The sequence below is a fragment of the Roseivirga sp. E12 genome (genome assembly GCF_017592825.1).
Taxonomy (GTDB): Bacteria; Bacteroidota; Bacteroidia; order Cytophagales; family Cyclobacteriaceae; genus Roseivirga.
The window spans coordinates 204,229-221,401 of record NZ_JAGFMD010000008.1; the positions used below are offsets into that span (position 1 = coordinate 204,229).

The following is a 17,173-nucleotide window of genomic DNA, read 5'->3' on the forward strand; positions in this document are numbered from 1 at the left end:
CTGAATCAACTCAAAACCTTCTTCATTAGAAAGTGCTCAATACTGGCCTCTACAAACTTCTCACCTACTTTTTGGAATCCGTAGCGTGAGTATAGCGGCATGGCATCTAGCTGAGCATGTAGATAGAGCAAAGTACCTGACTCGAAAGTAGTTTCAATTTGACCGAGGGCCGTTTGGACTAAGCGCTTGCCCACTCCTTTACCACGATGTTCTTTCAATACCGCAAAGCGTTCCAGCTTTACACCCTTGTCAGTTGTACGATAGCGGCTAGTGCCTACAGGTTCTCCCGAGATATAGGCAATAAAGTGAATGGATTCATCATCAAAGCCATCAAATTCCTCCTCTGGAGGACAGGCCTGCTCGTCAATAAATACTACTTCTCTAACCTTGAATGCCTGCTGCAGTTCCTGGTCAGTCTCTATCTTTTTTACTCTTATCACTTTTCGATTGTTCTTTGTCGTATGCGTTTATAATGTCTTTAACCAGCTTATGCCTAACCACGTCTTTAGTGGTTAGTTCAACGGTTGCAATCCCCTTTACGTTACTCAATAGCCTCACAGACTCTGATAACCCAGATTTTTGATGATGCGGTAAATCGACCTGTGAGCGGTCTCCCGTAACGATAACTTTAGAGTTCGGCCCCATTCTGGTCAGGAACATCTTCATCTGCATGGCGGTGGTGTTCTGCGCTTCATCCAGCAATACAAAGGCATTGTTCAGTGTTCTACCCCGCATATAAGCCAGCGGTGCAATTTCGATGATATTATGTTCTTGATAGTTCTTAAGCTTTTCCATGGGGATCATATCTCCCAAGGCATCATAGATCGGTCGTAAATAGGGATCAATTTTCTCCTGAAGGTCACCCGGAAGAAAACCGAGGTTTTCACCCGCTTCTACTGCCGGGCGGGTAATGATGATCTTTTGTACCTCTTTATTCTTCAAGGCACGAACGGCCATGGCCACAGAAATATAGGTTTTTCCCGAACCGGCTGGTCCTATCGCGAAGACCAGATCATTGTCTTTGACAGCTTTTACCAAGGCTCGCTGATTGGCAGTCTTCGGCTTAATACCAGCGCCTCTCGTGCCATAGACAAGGGTATCATCACGATCATCAGAGGCCATATATTCTGATTCGCGCTTAATATAAGCCTCCACATTATCACGCGTAATCTTACCGTATTTATGATAGTGTTGGATAAGGGCATGTATCACATCGTTGATCTGAATGATCTCGGATGCGTTCCCCTTTATCAAGATTTCATTTCCTCTCGAGACGATTTTGCTCTTCGGAAATGCAGAGGCTACTTCTTTTATATTTCGATTTCCTACACCAAGGAAATCTACCATAGCCATGTTTTCAAGTGTGATTAGCTTTTCTACCAATAGTAAGAAGCGATTTTAGTGATTGCCTAGGCTTAAAATTTCAATAATTTTGTTGGCGTCTAAATTATAGAATAAACGCCAATAGTCGTTCATGACCCTTATCACTTTTACATCAGATTTTGGCTTAAGTGACCATTACGTGGCGTTTACGAAGGCGGGCATTCTAAAAGAGTACCCTGAAGCCCAAATTGTGGACATTAGTCATCAGGTCAAACCATTTGATTTGGCGCATATGTCTCACATCCTCCACGGCACTTTCCGTGAGTTTCCAGCCGGCACGGTTCATTTGATTGGGAATGAAAGCACTCAGAAGCCTCCTTCATACATAATTGCAGCCATCGAAGAACATTTATTCGTAGGTGCCAATAATGGCGTGATGAGCCTGGTTAGCGAAAAGGCTCCAACCGAAGTCTATGAAATTAGTCTGGAGTCAGGCGAAGGCTTTTCCAAACTTTCTGCAATTGTTGCCAAATTAGCCAAGGGAGATTCGGCTGGATCATTTGGTGGGCCTTGCGAAAACTTTGTTCAATATATGCCGCGTAAGGCACGAGCTACCAAGAAGGAAATCGCTGGGCATGTTATTCATGTGGATCACTACGGTAACTTGATTACCAATATCGAAAAAACGGACTTCGACATTCTAAGCCGTAACCGATCTTACCGGATTACCTTTGGGCGAGATGCGGTGACGGAAGTCAATGCTCAAATTTCTGAGGTCGAAGCAGGAGAGGTATTCTTTACCTTCAGTTCCAACGGCCGATTGATGCTCGGCATCAATCAGGGGCATGGAGCACAACTATTAGGGCTTGAATATGACAGCCCTGTCATCATACACTTTGAAGACTGATGCTGATTAGAATCGTAAGGATGACATTCAGACCCGAGGAAAGAGATGCTTTTCTTTCACTATTTGATGAGAAGAAGGAGAATATCAGACATTTCGCGGGCTGCAGTCACCTAGAACTTCTAGAGGATTATAGCGACTCCAATGTATTTTCTACTTACAGTTATTGGGAAGACGAAGAGGCACTGAACGCTTATAGAAACTCAGATTTATTTGCCGAAGTATGGACCAATACCAAGAGCAAGTTTGCGGCAAAACCGGTTGCTTTTTCACTCAAGAAATTCGTTCAAGTCGATTGATATTTTCGTAGGTCGGCTTGTTGGATAATCAAAAATCTTTACTCATTTTTGCACACCCAATTCAAGAATGCCTAGGTGGCGGTCCCGAACCTTCAGGAGGTAGACCGCTACTCAGGCACAAGCACCAGCCCAGGTGGCGGCCCCGAAGCTTCGGGGGGTAGCCGTTGCTTAGGACAAATACCAGCCCAGGTGGCGGAATTGGTAGACGCGTTGGTCTCAAACACCAATGCCTTCGGGCGTGCCGGTTCGACTCCGGCCCTGGGTACATAAGCGATAGAAGCTCCTCCACAAGAGGAGCTTTTGTCGTTTATAGATCAGCCGGAGGAGAAGTCTATCCCGATGAAGCGCAGCGGATATCGGGAACTCCGGCCCTGGGTACTAGAAACAAAAGGCTCCTCATAGAGGGGCCTTTTTTGTTTGCCAGGTTGTTGGTGAGAACACCAACAACAGTACAGATGACTACTCCTATCCTTTAAACAATCAAATCTCAACAAAAAACACAATACTGCCTGCGATAATTTAACGGTCGTGTCATAAGCACTATTGAAATAACCGCTCTTAAACGCCATTTTACTATATTGTTTTCAAGCTTAGTTAGCCTCAAATGACCGTTTATGAATTTTCGAAAAAAAAAGCTTCTGTATCATCCCGAGGATCCAAAGAAAATCATAAGATCCAATAGTGGCCACATAAAATTTGAAATTAGAGAACAGGGTAACTGTTGGATTTTAAAATGTCTAGGCGATTTAATTGGAGAGAATGATGGTCCAATACTAATGGAAGAATTAAATTCTAGAGGGATTTTATACGATTTTGGAATAGTGGATATAGAACAGGTTAGGTATGTTAATTCCGCAGGACTTGGTGTTCTTATTACATTATTGACAAAGTTTAGGAATAATGGAGGAGAATTGATTTTGTTATCACCTTCTGAACACATGACTAGACTTTTGGAAATAACTAAACTAAAGGCAGTTTTTTCAATAGAGGAAAGCCTTAATTCTGCCAAAGATAAGTATGACCTAAGAATTGGTGATGATAATGAGGCTATGATGGGCTTAACCCTGATCGATGGAAAACTTAGTTGCGTATCATTATCGAAGCAAGATGGACAATTTAAAGTGGTCGAAGCTACAAGCGAGAAAATATTTGATATCCTAAGGACTTATCGATCTTATTCGTCATCAGTGAAGGAAAAAATAGAAGAGTTTGAATATCTGATTAATAAAAAGAATGTGCGGGAACAAGAACTGCACTTTTTCTTTGAAAAGAATCCAGACTTCTTACTTTTCAATGATAACTATCACAAGCTGAGGTCAAAGATTGTATTGGAAAGTACTGAGGGTAATTTAATCCCAGATTTCGTTCTCGAACCATATGATGATTATTACTCAGACCTTGTTGAACTAAAACTCCCTACAAAGAAAATATTCTCTGGAACGAATAAAAACAGAATAAAATACTCACAAAATGTTGCGGAGGGAATTGCACAACTCAGAACATATTCAAATTATTTTCAAGATTCGAACAACAGAAACATTGTAAAGAGCAAATATGATATTGAGATTTACAAACCCACAATGTATCTCATCATCGGAAGAACAACTGATCTTGATCCTGCAATAAAAAAGGATGTTAATTACGAGTTGCCAGATAATTATGAAGTTATTTCTTATGATCAAATTCTTAACCGCTATGAAAGAAAACACAAATAGGTGCAACTCCGGAGGATCCTAACATACACTGAGCTTTAGCCACTTGCAAAAGGCTCTTGGGATAATTGAAAGGTTAAGCAGACAGAGCTTAGTTAGACTGTTAACCCTATCTTATAATCGCCAGCCTACCCAAGCCATAACAATGACTGTGATTAACCCAACCATAATGGCATAACTATTATAGGCTTGGAGGTCATTTCACTACATTGCTGTTATTCACCAGCTGTACACCATTAAAATGAAGAACGAACTACTAAGACACATTATCTCGACTATAAAGTATCGATTTGAAAAGTCGGTAAAAGGAAGCCATGAGACTTTCGGTGATTTTAGTTTAAGCAAGGGTAGCAGAAGCGCCAAAGAGATAGTTCATCATATGAACGATGTCATCTATTCAACAAGGTTCTTTATTGAACATGAGTCAATGCCGCAAAAGGGAATAGAGAAATTGAATTTTGAAAACGAAGTCGAGCGATTTAAAACTGAATTAAGCAGAATCGACCAGTTATTGAATTCAAATGACTTAGATGTTAACTATTCGAAAAGACTCTTTCAAGGACCTTTTTCGGACGTTCTAACACATATCGGACAAATTGCAATGTTGCAGAGATTGGCTGATAACCCGATAGCCGCAGAAGATTTTTCAAGAAGCGCAATTAAGACAGGTATCAATGATTGAAAAGTAAAAAACAGGGTACAACAGGGTATAGCGCAAATGGGGTGATATTCAACTTCTATATTCTAGATAGCGGCAAGCTGACTGCAACTAATAGATGGATAATCGCATCTTTCAAACAATCACTAACCCAGTCATTATGCGATTGACGATCTTACCGATTCTAATACTCTTCCAAGCCAATTTAATTGTTGCACAAACATCACTTGCGGAAATTGACCTTGAAAAGGGGAAATACAATGTAGGGTTCAAGCACTATACAACTTCTGATAGCACAAGAACTTACAGTAGAGCCTATGACTATACAAACAAGGAAGTCGATAGACCTATTCCTGTTAGTATGTGGTATCCATCTGAACAAAATTTAGATGACCTAGAACCGTTCCAGGTTTTAGATTACCTCGAAATTCTCAAAGAAGAAGAGGAATGGGAACATTTGCCCAATGAACAAATCTTAAACTGGTTTTACTACGCTAACACTCCAGCGAATCAAAAACATCTTGTCGAAAAAACTACGGCACACCATAACTCGGAATTCTCAAAAGGAAGGTTTCCTGTAGTTATTTACGCACCAAGCTATCAAGCATCATCAATTGAAAACTTTTCTCTTTGCGAGTATTTGGCAAGTCATGGTTTTGTCGTCATATCAAGTCCAAGTCGAGGAACTAAAACTCGCTGGTTCAGCATTAACAATGCAATGGAAATGGAAACTCAAGCGAGAGATGTAGAGTTTTTGATGAAAGAAGCACGTAAAATTCCGATTGCAGATAATGACAAGATTGCAATTATGGGGTTTAGTTTTGGTGGCTTATCGAATATCATCGTCCAAAATCGCAATGACAAAGTGAAAGCCATTGTTAGTCTTGATGGGACAGAAAGGTACCAATATGGAATATTAAATCAGTCACCTTCTTTTGATGCACAAAATATAGATGTTCCATACATGCATATGGCACAAAAAGACATTCCCGAAACTGTCTTGATAGAAGATAAGATAGATGCCGAACTTAACACGAGATTCCAATTATTTGACAGCATCACAAATAGTAGGACACATCAATTAAAATTTCACAATCTGACGCATAGTTATTTCAGTACTTTAGGTGTGCTCTTCGCAGATAGAGACAAGAGACAGGACAAGAGCGATATTGAAATAATGAAGTCGTATAAGCTGGTTACGCTTTACACCTTAAATTTTTTGAACTCAGCGCTAAATCAACTTGACAAGGCATCTACATTTATTGAAAATGATCCGTCCTCTAATGGAATAGCAAATGACTTGATTACCCAAAAAATTAAACAGTCCTCAATAGAGGACATTTTTACTTTTCGAGATTTTAATGATTTGGCGTCAGGTCAGAACTATGAAAACTTATCGCAATTCTATGATTCAATAATCAAAAAACATCCTTCGTTTAAAATAGCTGAAGGCAACTTAAACACGCTTGGGCTACAACTGGTTTTCAACCCCAATACCGCATCACAAGGAGTAAACGTGTTTCTATTAGCAACAAGACTTTATCCGAATTCTGCAAATCTTTACGACAGTTTGGCCGAGGGATACCTGTTCAATGGTATCGAAGAAAAGGCGATTGAAAGTTTTGAAAAATCCTTAGAGTTGAATCCGCAAAATCAAAACGCTATTAGTCGTTTGAGACAATTAAGGAAATAAAGCCAGCTGCTAACGTTGGCTATAAGCAATTGGGGTCTATTTTGCTATCTTACATTAACATGCTAGTTGTGTTCAATTGAAAATGCGATTTAATAAACCACCATATCCGACAGTATATTTTAGTGAAGAGATTTGGGTTAAGTGTCCAAAGTGTTCTGAGCCGGCAATGGTAAAGACTGAGCTACCAAAATATACGATTCCTTTTCCTTGGGGGCATAAATCGGTCTGCAACTGCAATCACTGCGGGTTTCAAGAAACGGATCATAATAGTTGGTCAGGATATCTTCAAGGGTTTGTAAACCGAGCCTGTGGTAAGTGCGGAAGTAGAATTTCACATACCACAGAGCCTACAAGAGATCCGTATGAAACATCAAATGTTGCCTGTGAAGTATGTAAGGATGTCAGAGCATATGAGATTCAATGGTATCGATACCGAAATGACAAGCCTACTGATCCCTACTTTGGGTTTGACCTTTGGTTTCAAACAAGTATAAAAGACAATGTCCTTTGGCTGTACAATATTGACCATTTAGATTATCTAAACGAATATGTCAATGCCAAACTCAGAGAAGGTGATAGCAGACATAAATATTCGATGATAACAAATTTACCTCAGTGGGTGAAGTCAAGTAAAAACCGTGATGTGATCGTTAAAAAATTAAGCAAACTCAAACGGGAGTTTGAAAAGACAACTGTACACAACACTGGATATCGCAAATAGGGCGCTATTTTGCTACATCGCTTTTATACACAAGTTATAACCCATGCAAACAAGACCTTATGAACAGAAGTTTAATAATCATTTTGGTGACCTGCTTGTTCAGTTGCTCAAGTCAGTCTCCTAATTTTTTTATCGGTAAATGGCAAATCTTAAGTGTTGTCGAAAATGACCAACATATTGTTTTGAAAAATAACTGGATGCACCTAAAGGAGGATGGTAGTTTCGATAGCTATGATGGGGATTCTGATAAAAGTGAGACTGGGAATTGGGAGTACGAACCCAAAGAAAAGCTATTGAATATTATTGGTAATGCAGGTGATGAAGATAATAGTAAATGGATCTTATTAATGAGAAATGATACTCTAATATTTACCTCAAGTGAGAATAATTTAGAGCTAAAAGCTATAAAAATGAAATAATTCAAAACAAGGCGTGGCGTTAATATTACCTAATAATCACCAGCTTACCGAAGCCATTATCAAAGGCCTTGTCTTTGGAGGTAGATCGTCTAGTCAGACTGTTGCCACTACTATGCTGGATTTGCACGCGATAGAGATAGGTACCATTGGCCAGAAGGTCGCCAAATTCATCACGACCATCCCAAGCATACTCTGAAATATTATTACCTATACGCAGTGGTCCTAGTTCGTTTTGCGTGATCTCTCGCACTAGCTTACCGGATACCGTAAAGATCTGAATCTTGATCTGGTCAGGTATCTCACTTCCCGTCAATGTAAAGACAAAGCGCGTGCTCGTTGAGAATGGATTAGGATAGGGATAGAAGTGCGTGACAGTCGATTCATTCACCACTTCGAAGTTGATCTCGTAAGGCCCAATCCCTGCTTGATTCCCTGAGGCATCAGTGGCATTCACTTGGAATAGGTAGGTCCCATCTGAGAATTCATTTGGCTGATATTGCACTTTAAAGTTTTCGTTTTCCGAAGCTGGCGTAAACGTTACTCTTGGGTCGGAGAAGTTAATGCGCTGCGGTTCGCACCCACTTTCGCAAATCTCAGTAAGAGTCATTTCCACACCTAGGGTATCTGTTTTGAAAATAAAGTTGTTGTTATCGCGAAGCTCCACCTCGATAAGTGGTGTTGGAGAAATGACATCACCATCAACTATATACACGCCATCAAAAGTGACATCCATAGCTGGGCTGACCTCGTCTCGAATCACATTAAAGAATGACTCTAGTCGAATTACATTGTTGCTCGTAAATTGCTCTATCTCATCTCCAAGGTTAATTACTACCTCTAAGTCATTTAGACCAATGCGCCCTGCTGTTGCAATTGGCAAATCGAAAGCCACTGTCTGACCTGCAGCTACGGGAGGAATTTGTGCCGTCTCTGTGCTTTCCTGATTAGTATTTTGATTGGTGAGCTTATAACGGATGTTCAGGTTACCCTGAAAGTCGTAATCAGAAATATTAGTGAATTGGAAAGCTGCATTGAAAGGCTCTCCCTCCTCCAATTCAATATCTTGATTGCGATCGTTCTGCAGCGTTATAATTCCTTCAGGAACACCTTGATAACTGACCGACCATTGATCCAACTGAGCTGGAGTAGCCGAAACTCTATCAACCATATTGACATAAAGCCTTACAAAAGGATATTGATTAGGGTCAATACTACTTAAGTCTACTTCATCCACACTATTGACGGTAAACAAAGTCACCTCTGTTCCATCCACTTGTCGACCTCTTACTTCAAACTCTACTTCGTCTTCAGCCGGGTCTGTAATAATATTTTTTACCAACCTGCCCCACTGACTTACTGGCCCAATCACTGGTGAAAAGACAGTACCGCTATCGGTGCTTGCGTTGATGGTTGTTGAAAAATTAATTTCTGTTGTAGAGGCATCTGGTTCGGCACCAGCAGGTACTCCTTGAATAAAGTCTGCGCTCCCTTCAGCTGCTCCTTTAGTACCAAAAATAATCAAAGGATCACTGTTGGAAGAAATAGTATTTAGGTCAAAAATAGAGACACCAACTCTAGCAAAATCAGCTTTGGTTTCATTGTCCCAATTACTAAATAACGCAGATCCAATGGTGAAGAAGAGCACTCTATCTCCATCATCCATTCCATTGATGTATTGACGGAGAAGTCTCTGATCACCTGTTGTATTGACATCGTTGAACATGGATGGAGTGAACCTATTGATAAACTGAGGTGTGACACCGCAGTTTAAGGGATCTTGCGTTTCAAACTCCTGCCCTGGTGTCTGTAAGATCAAGTAAGGTCTTCCACTATCCTTGTTAAAAGCTATTGCGTTAAGGGAATTCGTAGCACAAAAGCGATTGGGCTCATTGCTAAACAATGAGAAACCATCGATCTCTATAGTAACATCCAATGGCCTTCCTCCTGAAGGGTGGTTATCACCAAATGTAGCTACGTCTATTGTAGTTGAGGTTCCTGCAAAAATCCATGAGTCTGCATCCTCACGTTTACTGAGAGATGATAGACTAAGTTCCTCAAATTGATCAAACTCTGTCTGTGCCCAGCCTTCTGTTCCGTTTTCAATAAATGTAAATGTGGAATTGGTCCAAGGCTGAGGATCATCTGCTAATTCTTCCTCAAAAATACTTCGCCAATAATAGCGTATAGTATCATTGACAGTGGCCGGAAGTAATTCAACATCCCAGGTTGCCACTCCTTTTCCAGTTAAGGTTGTCGTTTGCAGGTAGGGACTGTCAAAGGTGTTCACAGTATCGAGCTGAACTCTGAATGTTTTGTCATTCACCTTCAGGTCTGACGACTGAAGGACTAAACTAATATCTGTCTCATTGATAGTTGAGAAATTCGCTGGAGCAGTATTGAAAGTCCCGGATGCTGTAAAGAAGAAAACACTCTCTGCCGTATTGTTCAACTCGCTTCCCTCGTCTACCTCATTCTGTAGATCTAAGAAAACCTCAAACTTGTTCTCTCCAAACACATCGAGCCCTTGATTACTTATCTCATAATAAACGGTATCTCTATTTCTAATTGCCGGCACTTCGATTTCCGGCAACTCTAAGACCCTACCATCTGATAATGTCCTTCTCACCGTTACAGTTACCGGGTCGGTCGTTGTTCTACCCGCATTGTTAATAACAACCCCAAGATTGAAGAACTGAGTCGTTGATGTGATAGGTCTGCCATCAATTGATTCTCTAAAAATATCTTCTTCACGAACAATGTAGTCCACTTTATCATGAGCAAAAACTTGTAATGCCGGATCTCCCTGAAGCACTGTTTGTTCAACAGCGGCAAAATCAGCATCATCTGGTAGAAAGCCATTAAGCTGTCTCAAAATAGTCTGTTGTTGAATTTCACCTATAGACTGCGTCATATACAAGGTGTCAGCCATTATCTTATAGAAGTTCTCAGTATATTCTTCCAAGACATTTGGAATCCCTACATCGCTATGCGCCAGGAAGTTGACAGCTCCTTTATCCTGAGCACCTATCCAGTTTTCACCAAAAGATGAAAAGAAGAATATTTCTCCACCCCTACATCCGTTCACTATGAAAACCGGATAGCGTCCTTTGTTATCATAGCCTGAATTTGGATCAGTTACATTTCCGATATCGATATCCGTGAACCTTGCTGAAGAGTGTCCAAAAAAAGTAACGAAGCCGGTTCCTTTATTAATCTGCTCTGAGATATTAAAATTTTGAACCGCATTGTTATTGCTTTTTGAAAGGTTAGTTACTGCCGCACCCAAGTAGTCGTCTTCAACAACGTCTTTGAACTTATCTATAAAAAACCTGAAACGGTTAAGTTCGTCTGTGTTCAGCCCTCCACTGAGTTGAATAAAGTTCTTGGTCCATGGTGAGTCTTTCAAAGTCGCTTCTTTCTCCTTGGCCTTGTCCAAATAGTAAGCAACATTCGCTGGTTCCGTAACTGAGAGTCTACCCACTGGGAAAGTCGGAAAATGTGCCCTTCCATCGAGTGCTTCGACATACATAATATCAGAACCAGGAGCGCCCATGGTTGGGACTAGTTCTCTTCTGGATGTCGCCAATGGATCTTGCAAACGTTGAGATCTAATATCTACCCTACTCGATTTTCCAATGATAAAGAGGTATTCCGGAACGCCTTGAGCGTATGCCGATACCATGAACCTTCTAATGGCCAGGGGAGTGAACTCACCATAACCAAACTCATCATACAAATCGGGAGCATCTGCATATAGTACATTGTAAGAACCGCCTTCGACTGACTCTCTGTAGTCTACATAAGCCTGAACGGGATCGTCATAAAAACCGTCAACAGCCTGTTTCAAATATGGATGTGATATGATATAATAGTTGAATGCCGAAAGGTCTTGAAACTTAAAAGTCACAGGTTCGATGGTCGGCTGGATAATGTCACCTGTTCTTTTCAAGAATAGCTCCTTACCATTAGCATCATTCCCGAAGCCAGCAATAAATGAATTTCCAGAAACTTGCCCTGCGATCCTTTTGGGTCTTTGATAATCAGTTAGGTCATAAAGTCCGACATCACCATTGATATTGGCAATCTCTACTCGCTGATTTCCAGCCGATGGGTTTATGTGGATTCTTTTATCCTCTGACTGCGCATCAATTCTTTGAGGGTACTTAAGACTTATATATCCCACAGCCATCCGATCGTCTACCACCTCATCGAAACCAACGGTTTCTACGCGAACAATCACACGACCATTTGCCACATCAGTCCACTCAATCTGAGTATTTACAGTGCCAAAATTATTGTAGTTGATGTGAACATCTTTACGAATCAATCTAAGGTTATCTGTATCCGGACCTACATAGACCGAAGCATTATGTAGCACGTTGTTGAAGCCAATGATTTGAACCGTAAGCTGTGGTTTCCCTTGAGATTCGTCTTGTAATGATATACCATTAAGCGGTATGTCCAAAAAGTTAAGGTCACGGGATAGGCCAAAGTCATTACGCATAATCTCTCGACTCATAAACATCTGGCCGCGGTCATAAAGTGATCGCTTCACTTCCCCGGAAGGGTTTCCAATAGGATAGTATTGTCCGAAGCTGAACTTGTTGGTTTGTATATCTAGAATCTCTTCAGTATGCAGATTGATAGGCGTCAAGGAAGTCGGATCAATATTGACTGACTCCATTCTCAAGCCCGGATCGTTAGCCTGTGTCAGGAAAAAGGAAGTGGTGTCAGAGAAAAGGTTGTAGTACTTATGAATTTGATCAGCCGCTCGATAGAACAATTCAGTGTCTTGCGTACCGTCATTTCTTCTACCATAGAATTCGATGTAGTCATTGCCATCCAATACACCATCTCCTCCATCTTCGACATGGATTGCCACTTCAGTTCCACGGTGATAAAGCTGAAGGTTTGACAAATTTAAGGTTGTCAGATCAATCCCAGCAGCTTGCAAGGCAGCCGGTGTCAGGCGATGAATATCATCCGAACCCGTCTTAATCTTGAAATAACTCTGATTATAACTAATCCATTCGTTGCCCTGACGCTGGGCAAAGCCAGAGACAACAACAGTCATTAAGAAGAGGAATAATGCCAGCCTAATTCTCATCTTTCGCTTCCTTCTTTTTTATCCTTCTCTTGTTACGCGCATATATTCCTGGTAGTGCCTCTAGGGAATATCTAATTGAAAAAACGTGTGAGTAGGGAGACTCAGCTACATTCCCAATATCTGTCAGTGCATAGTCAATGGTAAAATCTTCCAACTTCACACCCATACCCATGTTGGGTTGAAAGCTCCAGAATGTGGTTTCAGAGCTCGCATCTCCAGTAGAAAAGTCTTTTACCCTTTGAAAATTTCCGAAGCCCATTCGAAGAAAGAATTTGTTTTCGTAGCCAAACTCAAAGCCCATCTGAGGATCGAGAGAAGAGAGCTTGCTCGAAACCAATACGTTTCTACGACCATCAAATGTGAATACCAGGTCGGCCGAAGCCAACATTGTAACCTTATCCGTCAGCGTAAAAGTGCGCGATGCGCCAAAGATTAATTTCGGTAGTGTGAGCTCCAGTGTATTGCTTGGGAGTGAGTTATTGGTCTGAGAAAAAGAAGACCTTAAAGCTTCCTTGTCAATTGACCATGCATTGAAGGTGGTAGTGATATCGCGTAGCATTAAGCCAAAATCCCAATCATTGATTCGGTATTTGGCCGATAAATCAAGACCAAAACCCCAGGCAGTAGCAAAGGGGCCGATTTTCCTTCTTACCACTTTGAAGCTAGTCCCAAAAGTAAGCCCACCACCATCTATAAAGTCTTCACCACCAATAAAGCTTACCCCTCTGGCGTAAGACAGAATGAAAGCCACGTCCGATGAACTAAAAAACTGAATCCTACTATAGTCAATCCTTCCCTGATCGTCAAATAGCAATCGGGTATCAGGAATATCATCAATACCCAGACGGATAATGGCCAAGCCCAAGTGGCTATCAGTATCAATTGCCATAGCCGCCCCTATATAATCGTAGTTGGCCACGCCAGCAAAATAAGCGGCATGTTGAAAAGCAAACTGGTAGCGATGTTCAATGTCGGTAAGCGCAGCAGGATTCCAATAGGCGGCAGTTACATCATCAACTACGGATGTCATGGCATTTGACATGCCCAATGCACGTGCGCCTACTCCAATAGAAAGAAATTCGTTGCTGTACTTTGGCGTAGTTTGTGCCAAAGTATGAAGGGGATAAAATAAGATGGGGATGAGTAGTGCCCCCCAGAAAACTCTGAATATTGATCTCAAAACTGCTTTTATCAGCACTAATACACTTCAAAAATAAATATACCTACTCTATCAAACGAATTTTATTGGACAACTTATTGAATCAGTGAATTTTTAATCAAAAACCGTCTTCTTGGTGTCATTAGCATAGTTTTCTCTCTCGACAAACGGCCCAAATATACTGCAAGGTAATATTTTTTGTATAGTACTATGCAACACATAGTACCTTTTTACGTATGTTTGCATTACAACGGTCAACATCTTAAAAGAAAAACAAGATGAATTTAGAAAACACTCAGGTGCAAATGCGGAAGGGAATCCTCGAATTCTGCATTCTGAACATTATTTCCAGAGGTGAAGTGTATGCATCGGATATGCTAGAAGAACTGACCTCCGCCAAAATTATGGTGGTGGAAGGCACACTCTATCCATTGCTCACGAGGTTACGCAAAGCCGGCTTGGTCGACTATAAGTGGGTAGAATCCAACTCGGGACCACCGAGAAAATACTACACCATTACAGATTCCGGACAAGAGTTTTTAACAAGTCTCGGCAGCACTTGGCAAGAACTCGTCACCTCAACTTCTCAAATCATCTCAAATACTAAGTAAGCGGTCATGAAAAAGAACATAAGCATAAACATAAGCGGCATCATCTTCCACATAGAAGAAGACGGTTATGATAGATTCAAAAAATACCTTGATTCCATCAACAAGTACTTCGCCTCTTATGAAGACAGTGAAGAAATTATAGCTGACATAGAAAGTCGGATTGCAGAACTCTTTTTAGAGAAGCTTGATGACGGTAAGCAAGTCATATCCAATGACGATGTGAATGCCTTGATCAGTACCATGGGTCAAATCTCTGACTTTGAAGCCATGGAAGAAGAAGCTGACTTTGCTCAAGCCAGTAATGACAAGACCAATGCTAAGGCTGAGTCAAAAAAGAAAACATCAGATAAGAAAAAAGCACAAAGACCTGAAGATGGTCCTAGAAAATTTGAAAGAGATACAAGCAATCAACTCATTGGTGGTGTTGCTGCTGGTTTAGCACACTATTTCAATATTGATTCCATTTGGGTTCGAGTATTGTTCATTATCCTATTCCCTACAAGCCTATCGCTCTTTGTATATGTAATTCTATGGGTTGTAATTCCAGGAAACGACAACCTTGTGATTAACGAGAATGTAAAAAAACTCTATCGAGACCCGGATGATAGGGTCCTGGGAGGAGTAGCATCCGGTTTGGCAAACTACTTCAGAACTGATGCCATAGTTTTCCGGATTATATTCATTCTTTTAACCTTCGGGGGCGTAGGAGTCTTAGCATACATTATCCTTTGGATCATCGCTCCAAAGGCTAATTCGCTTACGGACAAAATGCAGATGAAAGGTCAGAAAGTGACGCTTTCTAACATTGATTCAAACATTAAGAAAACCAAAGAAGAAAGTCTTAACCCTAAGGGTGAGAACACATTCACTACCGTATTGCTCTTTCCATTCAGGTTGGTGGGCAGAGTATTCAGTGCGTTGGGCAAGGCACTTGCTCCTCTTATGCTTTTCATCGTAGCGGCAATCAGGATATTCACTGGAGGTATTGTACTAATAGTCGGCCTCTCTGTAATGTTCTCATTATTGGTCACCGCTGGGGTACTAATGGGCTTATACAATGGAGATTGGTTCTTCCATGGCGATGATTTCACCTACTTCCCATATGAGGTGTTCACAAATACCTTCCCAGAATTAGGCGTCCTTTTTGTACTCACGGCCATATTCATTCCATTCCTCTATGTCTTTATTGCGGGCATTACGATCATAGCTAAGAGACGTGTAATGAGCAGTTCTGTAGGATGGAGTATTCTTGGCATTTGGATGATAGCAGTGGTAGGTTCTTTCGCACTTGTTCCTAATGTGATTAGAGATTTCAGGGATGAAGGCTACTATGAGGAATCCGAAGTCTTGAACATCGAAGCAGATACCCTATTGTTAGACATTAATGTAATCACAAATAGAGGTTTTGATTCCAGAAGATATAGAACTAATACGCAGTACGAATGGGAATCAGAATTCACCGACCTGGACTTGATCGCAAGTCGAGATGGGGAATTCAGTATCAAAAAGAGATTCCATGCTAGAGGTCGCAATCCTAGAGATGCGGAAATGAACGCTCAGGATGTTAGTTATGAATATACTGTTGAGGGCTCTAAAATCACTTTTGATTCTGAACTTACCTTTAATGACAGAGCTGAGTTTAGATTTCAAGAAGCAGACGTAACACTATACATTCCGAAAAACGTTCCTTTCAAGCTAGAGAGAGATATGAGCTTAGTTCTCCATCACTTTAGCTACCGATACTCGTGGTTTCAAATCTACAGGAACACCTGGATGTTTGATGACAATGGTCGACTGAACTGCTTGACGTGTGAAGAAACAGGGTCAAGAGCAAGGTCAAATGCAAACAGCAACAATTACAGTCGTTCTTTGAATGTCGAAGATTTTTCAACCATTGAAATCTGGGACAACATGGATGTGACCTTTACACTTGACGAGAAATACTCGGTGAGTATCGAAGGCCCACAGTCGAAAATAGATCGAGTTCTTGGTAGTGTCACAAGTGATAAACTCGTTATAGATGAAGACGGTTCGGGTGGAAATTGGTCAAATGTCAAGATTTACATAAGTGCCCCGGCTGTGGACAGAATCACACTGAAGAATGGTGCCAAGTTGACCATGGAGGCCAAAGACATGGATTTCCTTGAAGTCAGAACTGATGAAGACTCTAGATTCTCGATTGATGGCTCAATAGATAAGCTGGACTTAAAAATTATGGGTAATTCCAGAGTGGATATGTCTGCAACAGTCGACAAACTTGAGGCACTCGTAGTCAAAAAAGCCAGGCTTTACGCCTATGAAGCAATTGTTAGAGAAGCAGATATTGAAACCGGCTCAGAAGCTCGTGTGAGAGTAAACGTGAGCGATTACCTGAAAATCCAAGCCCTGGGCTTTTCATCTATCCGCTACAAAGGCAATCCCGAAGTGGATATAGTTGAAGAAGGAAACTCAGCAACAATTAGTAAATACTAACCCAAAGGTCATGATTAAAAGGAGGCAAGGTTGTCCTTGTCTCCTTTCTTATTTAAAACACATTAAACCATCATTAATATTACTTTTACATAGGG

At 41.0% G+C, this 17,173-nt stretch carries 13 protein-coding genes and 1 tRNA gene; 10 read left to right on the forward strand and 4 right to left on the reverse strand.

Features of this window, described 5'->3' with window-relative positions:
* Positions 1–5: 5 nt before the first annotated feature.
* Both J4E76_RS17130 and J4E76_RS17135 read right to left on the reverse strand, forming a co-directional pair.
* Complete coding sequence (locus J4E76_RS17130) at positions 6–440, reverse strand: GNAT family N-acetyltransferase (RefSeq protein WP_208506006.1); 435 nt, start codon at positions 438–440, stop codon at positions 6–8.
* The gene (locus tag J4E76_RS17135) at positions 412–1,383 is read right to left on the reverse strand and encodes a PhoH family protein (protein WP_208506007.1); all 972 of its coding nucleotides are present in this window, start codon (positions 1,381–1,383) and stop codon (positions 412–414) included. Before J4E76_RS17135 ends, J4E76_RS17130 begins: the two co-directional genes overlap by 29 nt.
* A gap of 91 nt (positions 1,384–1,474) precedes the next feature.
* On the opposite strand from J4E76_RS17135, the gene J4E76_RS17140 reads away from it, so the two are divergent.
* From J4E76_RS17140 to J4E76_RS17175, 8 genes are all read left to right on the forward strand, one after another.
* Positions 1,475–2,230 carry an S-adenosyl-l-methionine hydroxide adenosyltransferase family protein gene (locus J4E76_RS17140; RefSeq protein ID WP_208506008.1) on the forward strand — a complete coding sequence of 252 codons (756 nt, stop codon included), beginning with the start codon at positions 1,475–1,477 and terminating at the stop codon, positions 2,228–2,230.
* Positions 2,230–2,526: a putative quinol monooxygenase gene (locus tag J4E76_RS17145; RefSeq protein WP_208506009.1), complete on the forward strand. Its 297-nt coding sequence runs from the start codon at positions 2,230–2,232 to the stop codon at positions 2,524–2,526. Before J4E76_RS17140 ends, J4E76_RS17145 begins: the two co-directional genes overlap by 1 nt.
* 183 nt (positions 2,527–2,709) lie before the next feature.
* A tRNA-Leu gene (locus J4E76_RS17150) sits at positions 2,710–2,791 on the forward strand.
* A gap of 349 nt (positions 2,792–3,140) precedes the next feature.
* Positions 3,141–4,241 carry a Shedu anti-phage system protein SduA domain-containing protein gene (locus J4E76_RS21230; protein ID WP_208506010.1) on the forward strand — a complete coding sequence of 367 codons (1,101 nt, stop codon included), beginning with the start codon at positions 3,141–3,143 and terminating at the stop codon, positions 4,239–4,241.
* 238 nt (positions 4,242–4,479) lie between these two features.
* A complete protein-coding gene (locus J4E76_RS17160; protein ID WP_208506011.1) occupies positions 4,480–4,920 on the forward strand; it encodes a hypothetical protein in 441 nt (146 codons plus the stop codon).
* 94 nt (positions 4,921–5,014) lie between these two features.
* Positions 5,015–6,589 carry a dienelactone hydrolase family protein gene (locus tag J4E76_RS17165; RefSeq protein WP_236017528.1) on the forward strand — a complete coding sequence of 525 codons (1,575 nt, stop codon included), beginning with the start codon at positions 5,015–5,017 and terminating at the stop codon, positions 6,587–6,589.
* A gap of 82 nt (positions 6,590–6,671) precedes the next feature.
* Positions 6,672–7,310 (forward strand): hypothetical protein, encoded by a 639-nt coding sequence (locus tag J4E76_RS17170; RefSeq protein WP_208506012.1) that lies wholly within the window; start codon positions 6,672–6,674, stop codon positions 7,308–7,310.
* A 59-nt stretch (positions 7,311–7,369) separates the two neighbouring features.
* Positions 7,370–7,729 (forward strand): hypothetical protein, encoded by a 360-nt coding sequence (locus tag J4E76_RS17175; RefSeq protein ID WP_208506013.1) that lies wholly within the window; start codon positions 7,370–7,372, stop codon positions 7,727–7,729.
* Between the two features lie 25 nt (positions 7,730–7,754).
* Here the strand turns inward: J4E76_RS17175 and J4E76_RS17180 are convergent, their stop codons facing one another.
* Together J4E76_RS17180 and J4E76_RS17185 are read right to left on the reverse strand one after the other, a co-directional pair.
* Entirely contained in the window at positions 7,755–12,836 is a 5,082-nt protein-coding gene (locus J4E76_RS17180; protein WP_208506014.1) for a C25 family cysteine peptidase, read from the reverse strand.
* The gene (locus tag J4E76_RS17185) at positions 12,826–13,947 is read right to left on the reverse strand and encodes a PorV/PorQ family protein (protein WP_236017529.1); all 1,122 of its coding nucleotides are present in this window, start codon (positions 13,945–13,947) and stop codon (positions 12,826–12,828) included. Before J4E76_RS17185 ends, J4E76_RS17180 begins: the two co-directional genes overlap by 11 nt.
* Positions 13,948–14,273: 326 nt before the next feature.
* Here J4E76_RS17185 and J4E76_RS17190 point away from each other — a divergent pair, with 326 nt between their 5' ends.
* Entirely contained in the window at positions 14,274–14,606 is a 333-nt protein-coding gene (locus J4E76_RS17190) for a PadR family transcriptional regulator (protein WP_208506015.1), read from the forward strand.
* A 6-nt stretch (positions 14,607–14,612) separates the two neighbouring features.
* A complete protein-coding gene (locus J4E76_RS17195) occupies positions 14,613–17,078 on the forward strand; it encodes a PspC domain-containing protein (protein ID WP_208506016.1) in 2,466 nt (821 codons plus the stop codon).
* Positions 17,079–17,173: the final 95 nt, after the last annotated feature.